This is a genomic window from Ignavibacteriales bacterium (assembly GCA_020635255.1).
In the GTDB taxonomy this organism is placed as follows: Bacteria; Bacteroidota; Ignavibacteria; order Tepidaquicellales; family Tepidaquicellaceae; genus JAEYVS01.
Window position 1 is genome coordinate 743,811 of sequence record JACKAC010000001.1, and the last position, 21,937, is coordinate 765,747.

Consider the following 21,937-nt stretch of genomic DNA (forward strand, 5'->3'; position numbering starts at 1 on the left):
TCTAATACTTAATGTATTTTATGGATACCGTTAAAAATAATAGAGATCTTCTTGAGATTAAATATAAAGATAAGATCACAGTTCATCCGAAGATCAACCGGAAGATTGTAAGTTACCAAGAAAACAAAAAGGACTTAGTTTATAGTTGGTTCAATTATAAAGAGGGATTCTCTGAGAGTCTGATTAGTATTCTAGTTAAGGATTCAAACCTAAATGACATAAATAAAATATTAGACCCTTTTGCGGGCTCGGGAACAACTTTATTTGCATCTCAGAATTTAGGGATTGAATCAATTGGAATTGAATTATTGCCGATTGGAAAATTTATTTTTGAAATACGTGACATAGCTAACAATTTTAATGAGTTTAATGAATTAGAGGATGTAATTGCACACTTTGAAAATTTGGACTATGATGAAATTAGAATTGACAGTAAATATTCATTTAAGCATTTGAAAATAACTGAAAATGCCTTTAGCAAAACAAATGAGGAAAAATTAAATAAGAGTTTAACATATATTGAAAATTCTGATTTTAGTTGTGAGATTAAAAAGATTTTAAAATTTACGGTCTTTTCTATTTTAGAAGAGATAAGTTTTACCAGTAAAGATGGTCAATGTTTACGTTGGGATAGCAGGTCCGGGAAAGGTAAATCGGATAAACAAAAGAATTATATTGGCGAATTTCACTTTACATTTATCAACAAACTGAAAAAAATTAAAGATGATTTAGAAGTTTATAGGTATAAATTTCCTTTCAACGGTAACTCAACTCCGGAATATATTGAAGGTACTTCCTTTGAAGAATTACCTTCAATATCTGAAGGCTCAGTTGACTTAATTATAACATCACCTCCATATTTAAACCGTTACGACTATACACGAACCTATGCATTAGAATTAGCATTTTTGGGTATAACTGAAGATGAGATAAGAAAACTTAGGCAGGAAATATTATCAAGTAATGTAGAGAATAGAAGTAAAAAAGAGTATATAAAAGATCTTTATTCAAACGATTTATCTCAGTGTGAGAAGATAATCTCGATTGTAGAGAATATTGATGCATTAAAGGAAGTAATTAGCATTTTGAATGAATATAAAGATCAGAAAAAGCTAAATAATAATGGTATTATACGAATGATCGAATTTTATTTTTGGGAACATGCCTTTATCATTTATGAGATGTATAGAGTCCTTAAAAAAGGGGGGGTTATTTACTATGTTAATGATAACGTGAGATATGCTGGCGAAGTAATTCCAGTTGATTTAATTCTATCAGAAATAGCTTCCCAAATAGGTTTTGAGGTTATGAACATATACACTTTAAAGTCAAGAAAGGGAAACAGTAGCCAACAAATGGGAATGTATGGAAAGGAAACTTTGCGAAAGTGTATATATAAATGGAAAAAGTAAAATAATGACTAAAATTAAAAATGCAAACTCACTAGTAACATCTCATGAAGCTACAAGGGCTGGATTTATTAGCTTGGCACTTGAAAAGAATAGAAAATCAACACCATTTGTTGAAGAAGCAAGAGCTTTAAAAGAAGCTGTTTCGGAGATAAAAAGTCCAAAGGGTTTACTTAAGGTTAAGGAAATTTACCCTGCACTTTTAACAGCTTCAGGGTTATCTGATAAATCACTTAACTATCTTAGAGACGAAGATAAGCAAAAATCAATTGAAAATTTAATTGAGAATTTCCTCAAGCCTGCCGGAGAGAAATTTAAGGAGGAGCTCATTTATAGATTTTTACTAATTAAGGGTGATACAGTCGGTGGCTCAATGAGAAATTTTGCAGGTTTTTTAGGACAAGTCAAATTTATCCGATCTTTGCTTGCCTCAATTAATATGTATGGAATTACTTATTCTTGGCTTGATTCAGATTCTAAATCGTGGATTGATAAGATAGAAGGGGAAGTTGAATTTGAAGATCGAATTAAGGCACTCTATTGGCAGAATAAGGATAAATCGAGGACTTTATTATTAAATGTAAATCTTCCCATAATTGGAAAAAACGTGGATTTGATTTTACTTGATGGAGATCATAGAAAAGAGCGAGAGATAGAGAGTTATGAAAAGTACATTGCTTTAGGAGAACTGAAAGGTGGGATTGATCCTGCAGGTGCAGATGAGCATTGGAAAACTGCAAATAGTGCATTAAACAGGATTAGAGAAGCATTTAAAACTAAAGAACTTAATCCAAATACATTCTTTGTTGGGGCTGCGATACAGAGTAGCATGGCTGAGGAAATTTTTGAACAACTTAAGGGTGGTAAGTTAACTAATGCCGCAAATTTAACGCTTGAAGGTCAACTTTACTCGTTGTGTAATTGGATAGTTTCTTTGTAGTTACACACCCAATTCTTTCTTAAAATACTCCAGAGTTAATTTTAATCCCTCACTACGGGAGACTTTCGGCTCCCAGCCAAGTATCTCTTTTGCTTTTGTAATATCAGGCTGACGCTGTTGAGGGTCATCTACAGGTAAATCTTTATATATTATTTTACTGCCCGAACCGGTCAGCTCAATGATCTCTTCGGCAGCCTGCTTAACGGTTATTTCGGCAGGGTTACCAAGATTAACCGGGTAAATGTAGTCACTCATCAGGAGCTTATATATTCCTTCGATCATATCGTCCACATAGCAAAATGAGCGTGTCTGCATTCCATCACCAAACACCGTAATGTCTTCGCCTTTGATAGCCTGTGAAAAGAAAGCCGGGAGTGCACGGCCGTCATCGAGTCTCATCCTGGATCCGTATGTGTTGAATATTCTTGCTATCCTGATATCAAGACCGTGGTAAGTGTGATATGCCATTGTGATCGCTTCCATAAACCTCTTCGCTTCATCATATACACCTCTGGGTCCTATAGGGTTTACGTTGCCCCAGTACGATTCGCTTTGCGGGTGTACTAGAGGGTCGCCGTATATTTCCGAAGTCGATGCTATGAGAAAGCGCGACTTCTTTTCTTTAGCAAGGCCGAGAAGGTGATGTGTACCAAGCGAGCCCACTTTTAGAGTCTGTATCGGTATCTTTAGGTAATCTATCGGACTGGCGGGGGAGGCGAAGTGGAGTATGTAATCCAGGTTACCGGGCACATGCACGAACTTAGTAACATCATGGAAGTAGAAATCGAAATTATCCAGCGGGAAAAGATGTTCGATGTTTTTTACACTTCCCGTAATGAGGTTATCCATGCCAATGACGTGATAATCCTCTTTTACGAACCTATCGCACAGGTGAGACCCCAGGAATCCCGCCGCGCCGGTAATGAGTATCCGCTTTTGGTCTTTTGACACTAGAATTCCTTTCCTACACGGTTAATGTGTTCTTTCAGGGCTTGTTCCGTTATCTTATCATAAATGAGGAGATCAACTTTGTACCCGCACCAAATCTTATCAAGTTCAATATTCAGATCGATGATATCCGACGCACTGAGGTCTTTTCCAACCAACGCAAGGTCGATATCAGATCCTGGTCTAAAATTTCCCTTGGCGCGTGAACCAAAAATGATAACCCTTTCAATATTAGGATGCCTAAAGAGTATATTTTTAATGCTGGAAATATATTCTTCGCTTAAACCAAATTTTTCTTTTACTTCTTCAGTCATTTTCTTCATCTTCTTTGGAAAGAAAATCTTCTAACTCCTGCAGGGATATAATGTGGTCGGTTACAATAAGTTCCAAAACTTCCTCCGCTATTCCCTCATTGTAAGTATGGCTAGTGAGTTTTCTGCTTTCATTCATTGCAGCCCATGCTCCTCCGTCGATATAACCATCCTGAAATGCCTGTTCAATTACACTATTCGGTCCGGATATCCCAGTATAGCCGCCTACTTCTCTTAAATAATCCTGTAACGTCTTCCAGCCTAATTCATAGGTAAATTCGAAACTCTGGATCAGTCCCTGTTTTTCGAGATTAGTTAGTTCTCTATCATTATACAGATCGACAGCATCCTGTAATTGCTGCAACGCATCTTTATAGTTTGAAAACCGCTGTTTCCAGCGTATGTCCTGATCTCCATTACTCATACTTCCACAAAGATAAGTATTTGATAATTAATATTTGATGTAAAGAACTTTTCCGTTTTATATTGGTATAAAGGGAAATGATAACCGAAGCATGAAAAATCTCGCAATTATAATACTAATGCTGTTTCCACCAGTCCTTTTTTCACAGGAAAAATTTACTTTGTTATCTCATTCCGCGAGGGAGGAATACCCGGGTATGCAGGGCGCCCCTGTAACTTTTACGGCGACCTATGTTTTTATCGCAAGAGACGATGATATTCTGGTGGAAGCAATTTCCAGAGGGATTCTGGACAGTACCATCGACGACAGGACGCTTAATTACGGCGATACGCTCATTATCAAATACATATCATATTCTTATTATTCCGAATTTCCCCAATATGAAGTGACTGTAGAAACTCCCCGGTTTACCGAAATTGGGGGTACTACTTTACTCAGGTTTTTCAACTATAATAATGACTGGATAAAAAGAGTGGTGTATTTACCGGTCTATTATACCAACGGGCACCGTTTCGAGTTTGACCTTCCTCCCATAAAAGAAGAGGACATAGAGAGGATTTACTATCCTTGACACATCCAGACATAAAAAGGAAAAGCCCGGAAACATTGAGTTTTCAGGCTTTTTCTTGAGCTGGCAGAGGGACTTGAACCCCCGACCGGCTGATTACAAATCAGCTGCTCTACCAACTGAGCTATGCCAGCAGTATATGACTATGCAATATAAGTTTTTTCCTAATATCTTTCAATTTAATATTTTACAAAATGAAGGGTTCAAAACCTGTATTTTCAAACCTAAGAATTCTTCCTTTTGCGCTGTTTCTTCGGCGCAGTATTGTTGGTTTTCTTGTTTGTTGTAGAGGTTTTGTTATCATTGTACAGCTTCAGCACCTGCCCGACAAGTATCTTATCATCTTTTAACCCGTTCCACTGCATTAACTGCTGAGTGGTGAGTCCATTATCAGATGCGATCCTGGAGAGCATATCACCGCTTTTCACGGTGTAAGTCTGTTTAGTATTCTTATTACTTAGGGTTTTATTGCCCGAAATGGTCAATAGCTGCCCCACCATTATGACGTCGTCATCAAGACCATTCAAGTCTTTTATATTCTGTACGGTAGTTCCATATTCCTGAGCTATAAGCGTCAGGTTTTCGCCTTCTTCCACCTTATGCGTAACGGTCTCGTTTTTCTTATTACCGACATTTTTGACCTTTGTATCGGAGTATATGGAAAGTTTCTGATCTACCATTATCATATCCGATTGTAGGCCATTCCAATCCATAATATCCTGTACGGAGACACCGTATGCATCAGCTATAGTTCCGAGGTAATCACCTTCTTTCACTGTATAAGTCTGTTTCGCCGATTTATTCTTTGTGGTCGTTTCTTTCTTTGTTTTGGTGTCGGTATTTACGGGAGTATTAACGGGGGTGTTGGTCGTAAAGTCCGGAGTCTTCGTATTAGTTTTATTATCAGTCTTGGTTGTAGTGTTGTTCTTAGTAGTATTATTATTCGCAGTATTATTTTTGGTCGTAGTGTTATTCTTCTTGTTAGAAGTTCCGTTCTTATTGTTTACCTTTTGCCCGAAGAACTCTCTATTCTCATTTGTATTGGTTTGTGAATTTTCTGTTTCCGTTTTCATCGTAGTATTATCAGTCAGATTCTCTTCGCTTCCGGAATCGTTATTACCCTCAGGTGGAATCTGGTTTTTGTCAAAAACATAAATAGTCAACTGTTGATCTTTCGACGGGAATTTTCCGTAAGTTATATTATTCCATATACGAATGTCGGTCGGACGCACGGAATAATTTATCGCTACCGTATTTAATTGCTCTTTTTGTTTGAACGTATGCACGATCTTATTTTTGCCAACGGTATTTATGAGGTTGTTTGGATCGCCGGGCGAATATCCCTGAACTTTGTAAGTGTAACCTACAATCGTTTCAACTGTTCCAAATACTTCGTTGCCTGCGAACTCCGGCGTATCGTAACCGTTCTTTTCGAAGTCGCCGGCGTTTCTATAATTCTCCGCGAAAGTATCATAGCTTCCAAGCGGTATTCTGAGCTGGTAGCTTGCATCATATAGTGGTGTTTCATCATTTAGCAATTCAGGGTTTAATTCTCTGATAGTCTCGATGTCCGTTCCACACATGTCTGCAATTCTCTGCAGAGAGATATTTGCTTTGATGTTCACTCTTTCGAATGAGATCGGGTCTCCATATTCAGGAGTATTAAAGCCAAACTCATCGAGGTTTCTGAATACATATGAGAGGGCTAATATATAGGGTACATAGTTCTTAGTTTCTCCGGGGAGATAACCTCTTATAGACCAGAAATCGTGCGAACCTCCTTTTCTTATCGCGCTATTTACGCGTCCGGGTCCGGCATTATATGCCGCGAATGCAAGATACCAGTCATCGTAAGTCCTATAGAGGTCTAGCAGGTGTCTTGCCGCCGCGTCCGTCGATTTTTCAAAATCCCTTCTGTCGTCACGGTACCCATCCTGGTAAAGTCCGTAAGCCATTCCCGTGGAGGGCATGAACTGCCATAGTCCTACCGCGCCTGCACGGGAAATTATGGTCGGGTTCAATCCCGATTCCTGTACGGACAGGTATATCAATTCTTCGGGAGCATTATAATAGCGGAGTATTTTTCTCATGATAGGGAAGTACTTGCCCGATCTGAATACAGTCTTGTCGATGAAGTTTCTTCCTCTTTCGGTATTAGTCCAGAACTCAATGAACTCATCTACAACAGAATTACGAACGAGTTCCAACCCGCTTCCGTCCGGCAGTGCTTCAAGGTGAGTATCGCCGGTAACTTCTTTAATTTCCTTTTTATCGTATTTAATAGAGAGCCTTTGCGCAAACTGAAATACAAGACTTCCCGATTTTATATTGTGCTGTGTCGAAAGATAATCTTCCACGATGCTTGTGGCAAGTTCATTATAATCTTTTCTCCATGTATAGTATCCCGGCGCTTCGAGAATGTCATCATTGATAGCTTTTAGCCTCTTAAGTGATTCCTCGAATTTTGAGGATGCCATAGGGTCGTTTTCAGAGTCATTATATTCCAGCGCGGATTTGTACAGTTTAAAGGACTCGTCCAGGTGCACGTAGAGTGTTGTAGAATCCTTTGCTCTCTGGATCAATGATTCATCGTCACCACCCGAACAGCTGTAAAGCGCGAATGATAATAAAATTAATAATAAAAGCGGGAGAAAATTTCGAAAAACAGCTTTGGAAGGTAAATTTGCGTAACTTGACATAGGCATCAAATTTATATTTAGTTTCAAAAAATATAGGTTAATGCGCGCAATATCAAGCTAATTTTAAGTAAAAGCCGGAAGGTATATATATTAATAAGACTTACACTTAGAATTGACCCAATGCGCTTACATCTTATACTTCAAAACTAATGAAAATATCCATAAAATTCACATAAAAAAACGCCGTCAAAATATCGTTTCGACGGCGATGATTAAGCAAGAAATTTTCGGTCAATGACCAATTGGGGGTATTACTGTGAATATACTACCTCATATTTGAAAATCTTACCCGCAAGGTTCTTGTTGGTCCATAGATTTTGCTTATTGAGCTTAGCGAGCGTGTTTTTGTTTAATTGATCGTTGTCGCTTGTTACATCGGTAAATGTTATCTTACCGTTTTTTTCCACAATTGCGGTAATCGTAACTACACCGTTAAGATCCCTGCCTGAATACACTAACAGAGGTGTTTTTAGTACGTCCTTGATCTCATTTACCAGCTGGTAATTTAGATCTGATGCGCCTGCTGTAAGTGTCCCATCACCCGCAAACAAATTTTTCCCTTGGAGAACGATAATTGTAAGGAGAATCAACAATGAAGCCTTTATCAGTTTCATTTATATAATACTCCTTTTAATTTATTAACTGTATTTCTCTCTAACTATTTTTCGTATGGGGTATGCAAAAGTTTCATTAATTCGCGTAATCTTATAATAAGGCTATTGGAAAGGAATTATAAATTATCCGTACCGGAGATCCACGAAAAGATCCGAATCGACAAGTATATTTCCCGGTTTATAGAAAAAGCCTCCCGGACGAAGGTCCAAAAGGCAATAAATTTGGGAAATGTCACTGTTAATGGGGATCTCGTAAAGGCTAACTATATCGTAAAGCCGTTCGATGAGATAGATATCGATCTGCCTGCTTCAGAAAAAATGGATGTGGTCCCGGAAGATATCCCTCTGGATATAGTGTTTGAGGATGAGTATCTGCTCGTAGTGAATAAACCAGCTGGAATGATCACACATCCGGCTTATAAGAATTATTCCGGTACGCTGGTAAATGCTGTTATGTTTCATGCGCAGAAGCAAAAGGATTCGCTGTCCAATCTCAATGGCTTCGAGAGAGCGGGTATAGTTCATAGGATCGATAAGGATACATCAGGTCTACTGGTGATTGCTAAAGACGAGGACACGCACAGGAAACTCTCCGAGCAATTCTATGTGCACTCTATAGAAAGAGAATATAATGCAATAGTGTGGGGGATACCCAAGGAAAAAAAAGGTACTATAACAGGTAAGATAGGACGCGACCCACGCAACCGTCTTCGAATGGCTGTAATACCTGATGATGAAGAGGGGGGACGCCATGCAGTTACACATTATGAAGTGCTGGAGCAGTTCGAATTCCTTTCACTAGTGAAACTCAACCTGGAAACGGGACGCACACACCAGATCAGAGTTCATCTGGCAAAAATAGGATGTCCTATAATAGGAGACGAAACTTACGGCGGTATCAGTCCGAAGTCAGTACGGCTTACTACGAAGATGAAAGCAACCGCAAAGAACCTGCTCGAGCTTATTCCGCGACAGGCGCTCCACGCGAAAATACTGGGCTTTACTCATCCACATACGGGAGAAAGAATGGTGTTCGAGGCTCCACTCCCGGATGATATGAGCGCAGTATTGGACAGAGTACGCGAGATAGACCGGGCGAGAAAATTAAATTGAATTATAATAAGAAGGGAATCAATGCTTTGGTTTTTCGTTTGTATTCCGCATAATCACCAAACCTACCGATTAATATCTTTTCTTCAAATCTAATCTTTATCAGGAGTGTTGCTAAAAGAACCATCCATACAAGTACATTGATCAGAGTAAAGAAGTTGATAACAAATCCCAAAGTTATTAGAAGGACTCCGGTGTAAATAGGGTGTCTTACGAATCGATACGGTCCCGACGTTATGAGCTTTGGATTTTTGAGTAATTCGGGGAAGATATTAAACTTGAACCGGAATTCGAGCATTGCCCACAAACCTAGAAGGAAACCTGCTCCAATCAGAACCAATGACACCACCCCATGGGGGAATATCCCGCCTGCCCGGATCAAGTACAAGGAGCATACCATTTGAATAACTACTATTACGATTGATTTGAAAGACATCGCAGATAAAATATAAATGAAAAACCCGGACCTATCGGGGATAAGTCCGGGTATATAATTCGATAAAACAGTGCTTATTTAATAAGCGCCATTTTCTTTGTTTCTTTGAAATCTCCGGCTGTCAGTGTATAGAAGTACATTCCGCTTGCAAGATTAGATGCATTGAAGTCATATTGGAATGATCCTGCTGAAAGCTTTTGATTGTTTACTAATGTAGCTACTTCGCGTCCTGTTATATCATAAACCTTTAGTGATACCAGTGATGATGTAGAAATATTAAACTGGATCGAGGTTGATGGGTTGAACGGATTCGGGTAGTTTTGCTTTAATGAAAATCCGTCTGGAATTTCAGATGAAATGTTCTGAATTCCTGATGTTGGGATAATGTCAAAAATCTGGTGTACCACATATGTAGGAGCACCATCACTGAAGCTCTGGCTTCCAGGTCCTCTTGTAGCCTGGTAGTGTACAAAGAATTCATTTGTGTTTCCGCTAGGTGCAACTGTGGGGTAGAGCTCATCCCAGTCGTCGGTATTAGTTAGATTTACCGGATCTGACCAGGTCATACCACCGTTATATGACAATGAATAGTAAATATCGTTGAAATTGAATAAGTCCATTGTATCATTTGGCTGATAACCGGAGAATAAGCAGATCATCGTCCCCGCATCGTTCCATCCGATTGTTGGGTGAGATACTCCGACTACGCCGACTTGAAGATCAACGATCGTATTAATACTATCGTCATTTAAGATGCTTCCGAGGTTATTTCTATCAGCAATCACCACAGCGTTACCACTATTAAGAGCAGGTGAAGAGATTACAATCTTTGAACCTGTTGTAGTTAAGAAACTTCCCGGCGCAAGTGTAGGGAATACTGCATAAACATCATTTGTTCCCGGCTTGTATTCGATATCCATAGAGAGATATGTCTCAACACTATCTCCTCCAAGTATTGTTCCCCATGGCATGAAAGATGTTGCTGAACTCCATGTTGCACCACCATCTGTAGATGACTTATAGTAATCTTGCTCAGAACCTGCAAGTGACATCCACCACATTGCGGACATATGGCTTCCACTAGGAGTCGAAGCAAATTGCCATCTTGAGCTAACATCTATTGGGTCAACACCTTCTACAACTACCGGAGCAGTTGCGGTAAAAGTGTTGGTTGACATGTCAAACTTCCAAAAGTTTAGGGTATCAGATACTGATCCAGCAATCGCGGCAATTCCGCCCATAAGTTCACCGCCGATAGAAGCAGTGAAGTAATCCCTATTGCTATTAGGGTTATTCACAGATGTTATCGATCCTAATCCGAAGAATGCATCAGTGTATGCACCGCCAGCAGTTGAGCCTGGCCCAGGAGGAGTGTAAAGCCTTCCAGAGAATCCGATACTTCTGCCTAAAGTTCCAATGTAAGGAACAAGGAACGGATAAGCACTTCTACGTGGGAGTGTTGTCAACGCGAGTGGTGTACCCCACGTAGCACCTTTATCATAACTCACAATATAATATGCAACCCTGGACGTGGTACCTGTCGGGTCACTCATATCTGCACCAAAATATGCAACGATCATAGTGTCACCGTTCGCCCACATGTTTGCACAGTTTTGTCCATTTGTTACATAATCGAAATAACTATCTGTACCAGGAATAACCGTGCCATTTGGATATGTACCTCTTATTTCATTGCCATATACAACCGGTCCGTTCAAAACAAACGTGCCGTTCTCAATAGCTTTGCTTACCTGGAATTGTCTTTTGTCCTGTGAATAACCAGACACGACTAATCCCAAGAGAAGAAATAAAGTTAAAATTTTCTTCATACTAAAGATCTCCTTAGATTTAATAATAGGATAATTTTTAAATAACGCTAATTAGAAAAAATATTATGTTCTTATTGCAAAAAAACAATAGATAAAGATAATAGGATCAAGTGCGTTCTTCCCAAATAATACATAAATTTATGATTGTTTCAACAGCTTTTTCCATATCCTGTATAGAAACCCATTCTAATTTGGAATGAAACGCATGCTCTCCAGCGAACAGATTAGGGCAGGGAAGCCCCATAAATGACAATCTGGAGCCGTCAGTTCCGCCTCTAATTGAGCTTAATTTTGGCGTAACTCCCGCATTTTTAACAGCTTCTACAGCATATTCTACTATTCTCGGATCCCTGTCAACAATCTCCTTCATATTACGGTAGGATTCTTCTACCTTAAAATCAAATGAGGAGCGCCTGTATTTGGAAATTACCTCCTGGGTAATTGTTTTGAGGAAATCCTCTTGTTTTTTCAGTTCTTCTTCACTAAAACTACGAATTATAAACTTTAAAGTTGCACGGTCATTTCCTGCCTTTAAGGAAACCGGATGAACAAAACCCTCTCTATTATCGGTTGTTTCCGGCGACATATTGTCTTTAGGGAGTTTCTCAAGTATTTCGCCCGCAATTTTGATGGCATTCTCCATCTTATTTTTTGCAAATCCCGGGTGAATATTAAATCCTTGTATATCGATGGTAACAGAATCAGCCGAAAATGTTTCATTTTCTATTTGCCCAAGTGATTCACCGTCTATTGTATATCCAATGTCCGCACCGAGCCTTTCCATATCAACTTTATCAACACCTCTTCCAATTTCTTCATCGGGAGTGAAAAGTATTCTGATCTTTCCATGTTTTATCTCCGGGTGAGTAATGAGGTAATTTGCCGCATCCATTATTTCAGCAACACCGGCTTTATTGTCTGCGCCAAGAAGTGTGGTTCCATCGGTTGTAATAATGTCGTTTCCAATCTGATCTTTGAGCGCGGGATTTTCTTCTTCCGTAATCACCTGTGCCGGATCGTTTTTTAAGACTATATCACCGCCCTGATAATTCTTGTTTATAACCGGGTTGACGTTCTTTCCCGTTACATCAGGAGATGTATCCATATGAGAACAAAAGCATAATACAGGAACGTTTTTATCGGTATTGGATTCTATCGTAGCATACACATATCCAAATTCATCCATGTCGGCATCGGATATACCAATCTCTTTCAACTCTTTTACGAGAACCCGGCCGAGATTTTTTTGTTTTTCCGTAGAGGGGTATGTATTCGAATCGGGATCGGATTGAGTATCTATTTTTACGTAATTAAGAAACCGGTCTGCGCAGGTAAATTTATAATCCAATACAATTGAATTTTTTTATATAAGACCAGTAATGTAGCTATAATTTTGGACAATTTTGAGGGAAAAATTTCGCATTATGTAAGACCTAAGTCTATCTTTAATAGTCTATTATTTGAATGTTTTGACCATCAGTTTCAATAATTACAGCTCCGTTTTGAGAAGTTGAGATCACATCATTTTTGCTGTGCTTAACTCCTCCTTCCGTTAAGATCACCGGTTGTAATCCTTTGGAAAGAGAATCAGATGATAGCAATATTCCGAAGTCTTTATAAGCTACTTTTATGTCAAGAGCACCCTGCGGTGTGTTTTTAAGAAAGTATATTCTGAAATTCTTTATTTGGTCTATCATGTCGCCCTGACCTACTTCATCTATCCCAATGTTTTTTTCTTTTATTGCTTGTACCTGATAATAATCAAACTCGTGACCGTTTCCTGTTAGTATCTTTGATACAGGAAAATTATTCACAATATATTCAAGTCCACCGGTTTTAGTTTTCTCATCGCCTGTGAGTATTAGGAGATCTATTTTTTTTACACCGCTTCTTTTCAGGTAGGGAATTATTGTGCGTTCACCACTATCATAATATGCTGTTTTCGTTCCGCAATCAATCACGATTGTCTTTTCGTCTGGAGTTTGTATGACGGTGCAGTCGCCTTTGCCGGCATCGAGAAAGCTTGCGCGGAAATTTTTCTCTGTGTCAGTATTGTGCAAAAGGAAAACCAAAAGGACAAGTATAACCAATGCGAGTCTAAATTTTAGATTCTTCCGATCGATGGTGAGAAATAGAATCAGTGCGACAAAGTACAGGGTAATATTTACAGTATCAAACTTATATATCTCGAAGTACGCATAATCCAATGACGCGCATAGTTTTATAAACCATAGCTGAAAGGAAAGCAGTGTCTGATTCGCTGAAGCAATAATGGATGAGAGATATTCTGATAGGAGAGCAGTTATTATTTGCATAAAACCGATCGCGAGTGAGAGATTGGCAATAGGTACTATGACAAGGTTTGTGACGACGGATATAACAGATATTTTCTCGAAGTAGCTTCCCGACACGGGCAGAACACCTATCTGCGCCGCCAGAGTAGTTACCAGCAATATCAAGGCATATTTCAAATAACGCTTGTACCTCCATTCGTAATTATCGAGACGATCGATGAGGATGGGTTTGAATCTCTCATAACAAAATACCATCGAAAGTACAGCCGTGTATGAAAGGATAAATCCCGGATCGAAGAGTTGCTTTGTATTAAAGATCAGAATAACAAAGGCAGAAAAGCCGACGATGTTGTAGAAGTTTGTTTTTAATTCCGACTCATATGCTACCAAGAGCAGTATACCCATAATAGATGCTCTTACAATAGACGGCGAGCTCCCTGTGAATATACAATAAAATACCAGCGCGGTGATCGCAATTGCGGTTCTTTGTTTGAAGTAGATCCTAAATAGTCCTAAGATAGTTGTAATTATAATGAGCACGTAGGCGACGTTAAGACCGGAGACTGCGATGAGGTGCATGACACCAGATTTGATGAATGCGTCCTTTGTTTCCGGGGAGATGTCATTTCGTTGTCCGGTGATAAGTCCTTTCAAATAGCCGGCTTCGTCACCATACATGTTCTTTTCTATCACTTCCGTCGCGAAATATTTAGCCGGGATTATAATGTGACTGTTAACAAAACCACCGTTGTCCGAGGAAAGGAGGATTACGTTTTTATACCCGGAGACGGTGAGGGTTTTGTAGATGTTATGGAGCATCAGGTAGTGCCGGTAGTCGAACTCGCCGGGGTTTCTTCTTCCGCGGGGCGTAGCCAATCTACCTGTCAGGAGTACTTTGTCACCGGCTTTTAGTCCGGGTAGTGTTTCCGGCTCGTACCGGTTCTTGTATATTGTGGTGACGATCTCGCCCTCGATCTGTGCCGTATCATTTCCACTTAGTATGCCGGTTACATTAAGGTTGAACCGCACACGATTAGTATCGTCATCGGGTATATCATTTATTATTCCAATGATAGAGTATTTGTTTTTCTCAGGTGTGTCGGGTATATGAGCAATGGAATTTTCAGATAGTGTGTAAAAATCCAGACCCGCGCGGAATATTCCAAATGTGATTAGAAATGAGTAAATTAATAGCAGGTCTAACCCACTATTGGAATATTTTTTCTGTTTTACAGCGCAGATGACAATAAGTGCAATAAGGATAAGTAAAATTAGCAAATGGGGGATATCAAAAACAGCGCCGATAAGTATCCCGGCAGATAAAGCAAGAACAGCCTTCAGGGTAGGAATATTCCTAAATTTTTCCAATTGCAACCATGTTAAGTTCTTAATAATAAGTAATAAATCTTTAAGATTATATATAAAATATCCCCGACTATAAATGGGTATCTATCCGGAAACAATTCAGAATATTTTTCCCTGTATGGTAACTTCATAAGTTGTAAATTTGTATTATTCGATTTCAAATTTTTTTTTAAAATAAAATACAGCGTGATGAGCTTCTTTAAAAAGAATTTAAATTCTTTAATTGCAATTGTGATCCTTCTTGTTGCAATTATGGGTTGCAGCAAGTTAAAAGACCTTGCAGGCGGGGAAAAGATGACCTTTTGCGAGAACTACATTTCCGCAACAGATAACTGCGAGGGAGAAAGCACTAAGTTTACAACCGGTACGCTTACAGTACTTACAAAGTTAAGTGATCCGATAGGTGTGAGCGAAGTTGATATTAACATCACAGATCTGGCTTCAGGGAAAGTTTATAAAACATTTCCATTTACTGTTACTCCAGATATGACTTATATCTATTTCGATAATGTTGCCTTTACAGAGCCGGGTAAATATAAGGTCAGCCTCCTTAAAAAGGGTGGTACAGTAGTAATCAGCAACGAGATCGAGATCGTAGCAAGATAAGATTTTGCATCTAAAACTCTCATTTCCGGTTCCGGGAAATGGGGGCTAGTTATTAAAAAAGGTTAGATATGAATGATATATCTAACCTTTTAAATTAAATACTCTAAATTGATACTATTTTACAAGTATCATCTTCATTTCCTTAACATAGCTCCCCGCTTCAATTTTGTAGAAGTACACACCACTGGAATGCTCGATGCCGTTCCATATCGCTTCATAAGAGCCCGGTTCCAGATACCCATTTACAAGTTGCGATACCTCTCTGCCAAGCATGTCATATACTGTAAGCTTAACATCTGTACTTACCGGTATGTCATATTTAATCTTAGTAACTGGGTTGAACGGATTTGGATAGTTTTGATTAAGGGCAAATCTCTCGGGGACAGAATTGCTATTTCCCGATAACCCAGTTAGTGTACCAACTGTATATGTAGGCGCCGGTGAGACCGTATTAGCAGTATAGTACAAAAAGTCCGGATATCCATACTGCAAAGCGGCAAGTGTAGAAGTAGGGAAGGTATTTTCCGTACAAGAATTGCAATACCTCATATCAAAATAAGTTAAATGTTGTCCAATTTGAGATGAAGCTTGCCAATAGTAACCGTCACCACTTCCCTGAAAAAGTGACATTATATATTGTGTACCGGATGTTATCCAGAATGCCTGGTTGAGTAATCCATATGCCCAAACGGAAGCAGGACCCGTCACCTGAATTTGTTTTATAATTTGTTGGGAATTGTAATCCCACATAGTCAGGTACCTTGTTGTTCCTGTAGGCTCATTTTTACCAAAGTCGGTGACAAGGAGATCCTGGTTTGGCGAAAAGCGGAAGCCTCTGGAACTGTTCCATATTCCTGACGAAGTGTTAGTATTGCCCCCGGAAATACTATCGATTGCCGAATGTGGTCCGTCAAAAATCGACAATGTTGTTGCGGGAGTTGCAGACATATTTCCGAAATTGCAATAAATCGTCGTATTGCCTGCAGGAAGAGATGGAAGCTTAATCCATAATTTTGTTGAGTCGGTATTCATATACCCCTCTATGTAATAATCAAGCAATGTGGTCAGAGCCGGGCTGTCGTAAAACCTAATATCGTCCCCATCAGCATCCATAAGGGTTGCACCTATATAGGTTGCTGTGTTTAACCTGATCAATACCTGAACATTTGTTCCCGCACTTCCGCTGTTCATTATAGTTATTGGCAGAGTGTAAGGAAAGGGCTGAGCTTTAGCCTGAAAAGAGATCACTAAAAATAAAAACGAAAGAAGAAAAAATTTTTTCATATTACCCCCTTGGTTTATGATTAAAATTTTTTATGTCTTCCTGTTTTGTGTAATATGTGGAGTAAACAGAAGGTAGAAGAGAACAGGTATATGAAATGTAATTACACGGATCCTTTTAATCAATTGATTTTAGTGATATTCCATATTAAATATTTGCCTTAAAAATTGGATAAATTTTGCTATTATAGAAAATATTATGATCAAGCTTATCCGCAAGACCGGTACATTTATTTTCATTCTTATTCTGGCTTTTATATTTTACTTTGTTTTTGTCAAGCCGCGTATAGGAAGTATCGACAATACAAACATATCAGGTGAGAATACAGGCGCAGGGTATTATGTAGAGAGAGTAGTCGATGGAGATACATTTGTACTTTCTGATAAAAGTAGAGTAAGGTTACTCGGCATAGATGCCCCTGAGGTCAGTGAATCCAGCAAAATGGAGCGGGAATCCGAAAGAACGGGACAGGATAAAGAAACGATAAGAAAGCTTGGAGAATCTTCGGCACGGTATTTGAGGGAATTAGTAGAGGGAAAGAGAGTTATGCTTACAAAGGAAAATGATTACGAAGATAAAGATCAGTACGGACGTCTCTTACGGTATGCTTACCTTGAAGACGGTACATTTGTAAACGGTAAAATGGTCGAGGAAGGTTATGCACAGGTATTCAGGAAATATGATCTCAGCAGAAAGAGCGAATTACTTGCATTGGAGAAAGATGCCCGTGAAAATGAGAGAGGACTGTGGGGAACGGTCGAGGGCACAAAACAGTTCAGATAAAATTTTTATATAATATCATATCAATAAAATGAAAAAAGTAATTAATAAGCATTTTGTATTTCTCCTCGCGGCGGGTATTGTATTTACTGCTGTTTTCGGTTGTGATATGATGCAAAAGATCCTCGGCTCCAATAAACTCTATTTTTGTGATAAGTATGTGGTCGAAAGCGATTTTTGTGAAGGAGAAGGTAATAAGTTCACTGTAGGTACGGTAACCGTCATGGCAAAATTAAAAGAGCCCGTTAATACGACTGAGGTAACTATCAACGTAAAGGAAAAAACTACCGGCAATACTGTAAATAATTTTCCTTTTACGGTGACTCCTGATATGACATACATTCATTTTAAAGGAGTAGCCTTTACAGCTCCGGGTACTTATACAGTTACACTTGTGAAGGACGGTGCAGACGTGGTCAGCAATGATATAGAGATAACCGAGTAAAGGGGTGTTATTTGCCCCTGTATTTTGTCCCGAAAATCCTTATCTTTATTGATATTTAATTTTAGTTCTGTAATAAAATTAAGACAATGAGATAAGAGAGGACGATTAATGGCGAAATCAAAGAAAATTCTCGATACAGCGATAACATTTGATGACGTCCTCCTTGTGCCTCAGAAATCCACAGTTCTTCCCCGCGAAGTTGATCTAACAACACGTCTTACAAAGGAAATCACGCTTAATATCCCGATAATATCATCTGCAATGGATACCGTTACGGAATCCGAGATGGCTATTGCTATTGCGCGAGAGGGGGGAATTGGTATTATTCATAAGAATATGCCGATTGATGTGCAGGCTGGTCAGGTTGACAAGGTAAAGCGAAGTGAGAGCGGAATGATAAGAAACCCCGTTACACTTCTGGCAGATAAAACGATCGGTGATGCATTGATTGTAATGGAAGAGTTTAAGATATCCGGTATCCCTATTGTGAATGGTGACAATAAACTTATCGGTATTCTAACAAACCGTGATCTGCGTTTCGAACCTAATCCTGACATTCCGGTCGAAGAGATAATGACAAAAGAAAATCTCATCACGGCACCGGTAGGAACCGATCTGGACAAAGCAGAGAAGATCCTTCAGAATTACAAAATAGAGAAGCTACCTGTAGTCGATAAGAAAGGAATATTAAGGGGACTTATTACATTTAAGGATATACAGAAGAGGAAGAAATTCCCGAACGCATGTAAAGATGAATACGGCAGGCTGAGAGTAGGCGCAGCGGTCGGTGTAACCCGCGACACGATAGAGAGAGTCCAGGCGTTAAAAGAGGCAGGTGTAGACGTTATAGCAATAGATACGGCACATGGTCATTCGGCAGGTGTGCTGGATATGGTAAAGGCGATAAAGAAAAAGACAGGTGTAGAGCTTATTGCAGGGAATGTCGCTACGGCGGCGGCTACACTCGATCTTATAAAGGCAGGAGCTGATTGTGTAAAGATAGGTATTGGCGCCGGATCGATCTGTACAACACGGGTAATAGCTGGTGTCGGTGTTCCTCAGATGACAGCAATAATAGAATGTGCAAGCGAAGCAATGAAGCATAATATACCCGTAATAGCAGACGGCGGTTTAAAGCAGACGGGCGACGTACCGAAGGCGATCGCGGGTGGAGCGGATACGGTCATGATAGGCGGAATGTTTGCCGGTGTTGACGAATCACCCGGCGAGAAAGTTTTATATGAAGGCAGGAGCTATAAAATGTACCGCGGAATGGGTTCCATCTCTGCAATGAGAGAGGGAAGCAAGGACAGGTACTTCCAGGATGTAGAAGATGATATAAAAAAACTCGTGCCGGAAGGTATAGAAGGGATCGTCCCGGCAAAAGGTCCTCTAAGCGAAACAATATACCAGCTTGTTGGCGGTCTCCGCGCTGCAATGGGTTACTGCGGAGCAAAGAATATCAAGACAATGAAAACTAATACCTCATTCGTACAAATAACGAACGCAGGTCTCAAGGAATCACATCCACACGACGTAAAGATTACAAAAGAAGCCCCGAACTACTCGCCGAAGTAATTAAAGGAAAAGTAGTTACCTGAAATAATCCTTTTACATATTCTGCGGATTAATTACATTTATTCCTAGTTGTATAGTTTAAGGAAAACTCCCTCCAAACAATAAAAATACAATCCAAATGTACAGAAAAGTTCAAGATTTTCTCGACAACTGGGCTTATGAAAGCTCGGCAACAGCAAAAGTATTGGGAAATTTAACCGATGAGTCTCTCGGACAAAAAGTTACCGATGATGGCAGGTCACTGGGATTCCTTGCGTGGCACACAGTAGTCACCATTCCTGATATGATGGGAAGGACAGGCTTAAAGATCGATGGTCCCGCATTCGAAGACCCTATGCCGTCGACTGCTGCAGAAATTAAGCAGGCTTATGAAAAAGCTGCCGCCTCACTTGCTGATCAGATCAGTAAGGAGTGGAATGATGATTCGTTAAATACTGAGGACGATATGTATGGTGAGAACTGGAAAAAGGGACAATCACTTCATAATTTTCTTACACATGAGATACACCACCGTGCGCAAATGACTGTGCTTATGAGGCAGGCGGGCTTAAAAGTGCCGGGTGTTTATGGTCCGTCAAAAGAAGAATGGGCTAACTATGGTATGGAACCTATGCCATAGTGAATTTCCCGAAACAATTAACGAATTTCTTCCATTTATCTTTATATAATTAATTTTATTTTTAGTGAAAGAATTAACTATAGGAGAAATATATGGATCAGGAATTTGTAGCCAGGTATTCGGGAACGCCTGAGCAAGCGGCGGAAATATCCCGCTCATTCCTTTTAAAGGTATATAACTGGATGGCAATGGGGCTGGCGATCACAGGTCTGGTTGCTTTTGCAGTATCCAGATTCGTAAGCGTCTATGTCATGCAGAAGTATATCTTCGTCTTTTACGGACTGCTGGTATTTGAATTAATTCTAGTTTGGGGGTTAACATGGGCTATTGACAAAATACCTCCTTTTCTTGGATTGTTGGCATTTTTGTTCTATGCTTTCCTAAATGGGTTAACTTTGTCGGTAATTTTTTATGTTTACACTTCTGCTACTTTGTTCATGACTTTTTTTGTAACAGCAGGGACATTTATTGGGATGAGTGTATTCGGGTATATTACAAAGATAGACCTCACAAAGTTTGGCGCATTTCTTTATATGGGGCTTTTTGGATTAATAATTGGCACGTTTGCTAATATTTTTTGGGCAAATTCAACATTTTATTGGTTAGTTACTTATGCAGGGGTAATTATTTTTGTCGGATTGACCGCATATGATACGCAGAGAATTAAAAAGCAGGCTATGGAAACAGACGGTTCAGATGATGCAGGAAAAAGAGCATCTATAATGGGAGCATTAGCTCTTTATCTTGATTTCATAAACTTGTTCTTATTCTTATTAAGAATTTTCGGAAGAAGAAGTTAATTATTGTATCCAGCGGCGGACGACGAATTTTAGTCCGTCCATATCGGTATCGTAATCATTTACCGGTATGCGGGATTCCATAACAGAGTAAAGTCTTTCAATAAGGGGCATCTTGTGAACGCCGTCAGGATTAGAACTTTCGATGGTAGTGCTGTCATTAAGAGCGATTATAAGATGCCCCTTCCATACAATAAAATCGAGAGGCTCGATTAAACCCGCGATCTCCTCAGGAGTTTTTCCCTGTATATCCACGGCTTCACCATAGTAAACGAGCGACGAGGTATTGCGAGGAGTATTTCCGTCGGTTGCCTGATATATGAGCCCGGAGCAATCGACTCCTTCCAGACACCACTGTTTTTTTAATCCTTCATCAACTTCAGACGACGGCGTATAATATTCCATTAATTGTGCAATACCCTCAGCGTAGTTTCCCCCCCACATGTACTGGTAACCATTTAGTTCATTAAGACGGGAGAGAATCTCTGTTTTCGACGGCATAGTGTGGTCGCGGTCGAGCGTCATTCCGCCGCCATTTTTTACGAAACGGCTGTCTATATACAGGTCAGAAGAATTGTATGGATAATCTTCGGTTGTTATTCGGAATATATCATGGTCGCCCATTTGTATTACTTCATAAACTTTGAACAACGTATTGGGAAGAGCTACGAACTCCAATTCACGTATTAATCCCTGGTCATCACGCTTTACTTCTATTCCGGATTCTCCTCCAAATACAGATGAAAAATCGGAAGTATTCAAGACAGGTGTAGGTAAAACCGCTACAACATACTTAATTACATCCTGTGAATACGATCTGATAGAAATAAATAAGAAAAGGATTAGTAATAGTGTAAACTTTGCTCTAAACATTGGTTATTCT

General features: G+C 39.5%; 21 protein-coding genes and 1 tRNA gene. 10 read left to right on the top strand and 12 right to left on the bottom strand.

The features are described from left to right. The first annotated feature begins 20 nt into the window (after nt 1–20). Together H6614_03335 and H6614_03340 are read left to right on the top strand one after the other, a co-directional pair. Complete coding sequence (locus tag H6614_03335) at nt 21–1,412, top strand: site-specific DNA-methyltransferase (GenBank protein ID MCB9242682.1); 1,392 nt, start codon at nt 21–23, stop codon at nt 1,410–1,412. Nucleotides 1,413–1,416: 4 nt separating this feature from the next. Further along, the gene (locus H6614_03340; protein MCB9242683.1) at nt 1,417–2,349 is read left to right on the top strand and encodes a restriction endonuclease; all 933 of its coding nucleotides are present in this window, start codon (nt 1,417–1,419) and stop codon (nt 2,347–2,349) included. Here H6614_03340 and H6614_03345 read toward each other — a convergent pair whose 3' ends face one another. From H6614_03345 to H6614_03355, 3 genes are read right to left on the bottom strand one after another with little or no spacing between them, the layout of a single operon-like run. Next, the gene (locus H6614_03345) at nt 2,350–3,300 is read right to left on the bottom strand and encodes an SDR family oxidoreductase (GenBank protein ID MCB9242684.1); all 951 of its coding nucleotides are present in this window, start codon (nt 3,298–3,300) and stop codon (nt 2,350–2,352) included. It abuts the gene before it with no gap. Beyond that, complete coding sequence (locus tag H6614_03350) at nt 3,300–3,611, bottom strand: nucleotidyltransferase domain-containing protein (protein ID MCB9242685.1); 312 nt, start codon at nt 3,609–3,611, stop codon at nt 3,300–3,302. Before H6614_03350 ends, H6614_03345 begins: the two co-directional genes overlap by 1 nt. Continuing rightward, entirely contained in the window at nt 3,604–4,032 is a 429-nt protein-coding gene (locus H6614_03355) for a nucleotidyltransferase substrate binding protein (GenBank protein MCB9242686.1), read from the bottom strand. Before H6614_03355 ends, H6614_03350 begins: the two co-directional genes overlap by 8 nt. A gap of 91 nt (nt 4,033–4,123) precedes the next feature. Between H6614_03355 and H6614_03360 the strand changes: the two genes are divergently transcribed. Beyond that, nucleotides 4,124–4,603 (top strand): hypothetical protein, encoded by a 480-nt coding sequence (locus H6614_03360; protein ID MCB9242687.1) that lies wholly within the window; start codon nt 4,124–4,126, stop codon nt 4,601–4,603. 58 nt (nt 4,604–4,661) lie between these two features. Here the strand turns inward: H6614_03360 and H6614_03365 are convergent. The 3 genes from H6614_03365 to H6614_03375 form a co-directional block, all read right to left on the bottom strand. Continuing rightward, nucleotides 4,662–4,734 (bottom strand) — tRNA-Thr (locus H6614_03365). A gap of 90 nt (nt 4,735–4,824) precedes the next feature. Continuing rightward, nucleotides 4,825–7,299, bottom strand: a complete 2,475-nt coding sequence (locus tag H6614_03370; GenBank protein ID MCB9242688.1) for a LysM peptidoglycan-binding domain-containing protein — start codon at nt 7,297–7,299, stop codon at nt 4,825–4,827. 251 nt (nt 7,300–7,550) lie between these two features. Next, nucleotides 7,551–7,913, bottom strand: a complete 363-nt coding sequence (locus H6614_03375) for a hypothetical protein (protein ID MCB9242689.1) — start codon at nt 7,911–7,913, stop codon at nt 7,551–7,553. Between the two features lie 75 nt (nt 7,914–7,988). On the opposite strand from H6614_03375, the gene H6614_03380 reads away from it, so the two are divergent. After that, nucleotides 7,989–9,026, top strand: a complete 1,038-nt coding sequence (locus H6614_03380; GenBank protein ID MCB9242690.1) for an RluA family pseudouridine synthase — start codon at nt 7,989–7,991, stop codon at nt 9,024–9,026. 1 nt (nt 9,027) lies between these two features. Here the strand turns inward: H6614_03380 and H6614_03385 are convergent, their stop codons facing one another. The 4 genes from H6614_03385 to H6614_03400 all read right to left on the bottom strand — a co-directional run bounded on the left by H6614_03385 (nt 9,028) and on the right by H6614_03400 (nt 14,950). After that, complete coding sequence (locus H6614_03385; GenBank protein MCB9242691.1) at nt 9,028–9,459, bottom strand: isoprenylcysteine carboxylmethyltransferase family protein; 432 nt, start codon at nt 9,457–9,459, stop codon at nt 9,028–9,030. Between the two features lie 74 nt (nt 9,460–9,533). Further along, nucleotides 9,534–11,288 carry a T9SS type A sorting domain-containing protein gene (locus H6614_03390; GenBank protein ID MCB9242692.1) on the bottom strand — a complete coding sequence of 585 codons (1,755 nt, stop codon included), beginning with the start codon at nt 11,286–11,288 and terminating at the stop codon, nt 9,534–9,536. 106 nt (nt 11,289–11,394) lie between these two features. Beyond that, nucleotides 11,395–12,642, bottom strand: a complete 1,248-nt coding sequence (gene pepT, locus H6614_03395; protein MCB9242693.1) for a peptidase T — start codon at nt 12,640–12,642, stop codon at nt 11,395–11,397. A gap of 91 nt (nt 12,643–12,733) precedes the next feature. Then, on the bottom strand, nt 12,734–14,950 hold the full coding sequence (locus tag H6614_03400; GenBank protein MCB9242694.1) for a ComEC/Rec2 family competence protein: 2,217 nt from the start codon (nt 14,948–14,950) through the stop codon (nt 12,734–12,736). A gap of 186 nt (nt 14,951–15,136) precedes the next feature. Here H6614_03400 and H6614_03405 point away from each other — a divergent pair, with 186 nt between their 5' ends. Next, nucleotides 15,137–15,553, top strand: a complete 417-nt coding sequence (locus H6614_03405; protein MCB9242695.1) for a hypothetical protein — start codon at nt 15,137–15,139, stop codon at nt 15,551–15,553. A 114-nt stretch (nt 15,554–15,667) separates the two neighbouring features. On the opposite strand, the gene H6614_03410 is transcribed toward H6614_03405, so the two are convergent. Then, nucleotides 15,668–16,837, bottom strand: a complete 1,170-nt coding sequence (locus H6614_03410) for a DUF2341 domain-containing protein (protein MCB9242696.1) — start codon at nt 16,835–16,837, stop codon at nt 15,668–15,670. A 196-nt stretch (nt 16,838–17,033) separates the two neighbouring features. Between H6614_03410 and H6614_03415 the strand changes: the two genes are divergently transcribed. The 5 genes from H6614_03415 (at nt 17,034) to H6614_03435 (ending at nt 21,057) form a co-directional block, all read left to right on the top strand. Next, entirely contained in the window at nt 17,034–17,618 is a 585-nt protein-coding gene (locus H6614_03415) for a thermonuclease family protein (protein ID MCB9242697.1), read from the top strand. 28 nt (nt 17,619–17,646) lie between these two features. Further along, entirely contained in the window at nt 17,647–18,060 is a 414-nt protein-coding gene (locus H6614_03420; GenBank protein ID MCB9242698.1) for a hypothetical protein, read from the top strand. A gap of 108 nt (nt 18,061–18,168) precedes the next feature. Next, nucleotides 18,169–19,638 (top strand): IMP dehydrogenase, encoded by a 1,470-nt coding sequence (guaB, locus tag H6614_03425; protein MCB9242699.1) that lies wholly within the window; start codon nt 18,169–18,171, stop codon nt 19,636–19,638. A 118-nt stretch (nt 19,639–19,756) separates the two neighbouring features. Then, nucleotides 19,757–20,257, top strand: a complete 501-nt coding sequence (locus tag H6614_03430) for a DinB family protein (GenBank protein MCB9242700.1) — start codon at nt 19,757–19,759, stop codon at nt 20,255–20,257. A 92-nt stretch (nt 20,258–20,349) separates the two neighbouring features. Then, entirely contained in the window at nt 20,350–21,057 is a 708-nt protein-coding gene (locus tag H6614_03435; protein ID MCB9242701.1) for a Bax inhibitor-1/YccA family protein, read from the top strand. Here the strand turns inward: H6614_03435 and H6614_03440 are convergent, their stop codons facing one another. Next, complete coding sequence (locus H6614_03440; protein MCB9242702.1) at nt 21,058–21,927, bottom strand: peptidoglycan endopeptidase; 870 nt, start codon at nt 21,925–21,927, stop codon at nt 21,058–21,060. Between the last annotated feature and the right edge of the window lie 10 nt (nt 21,928–21,937).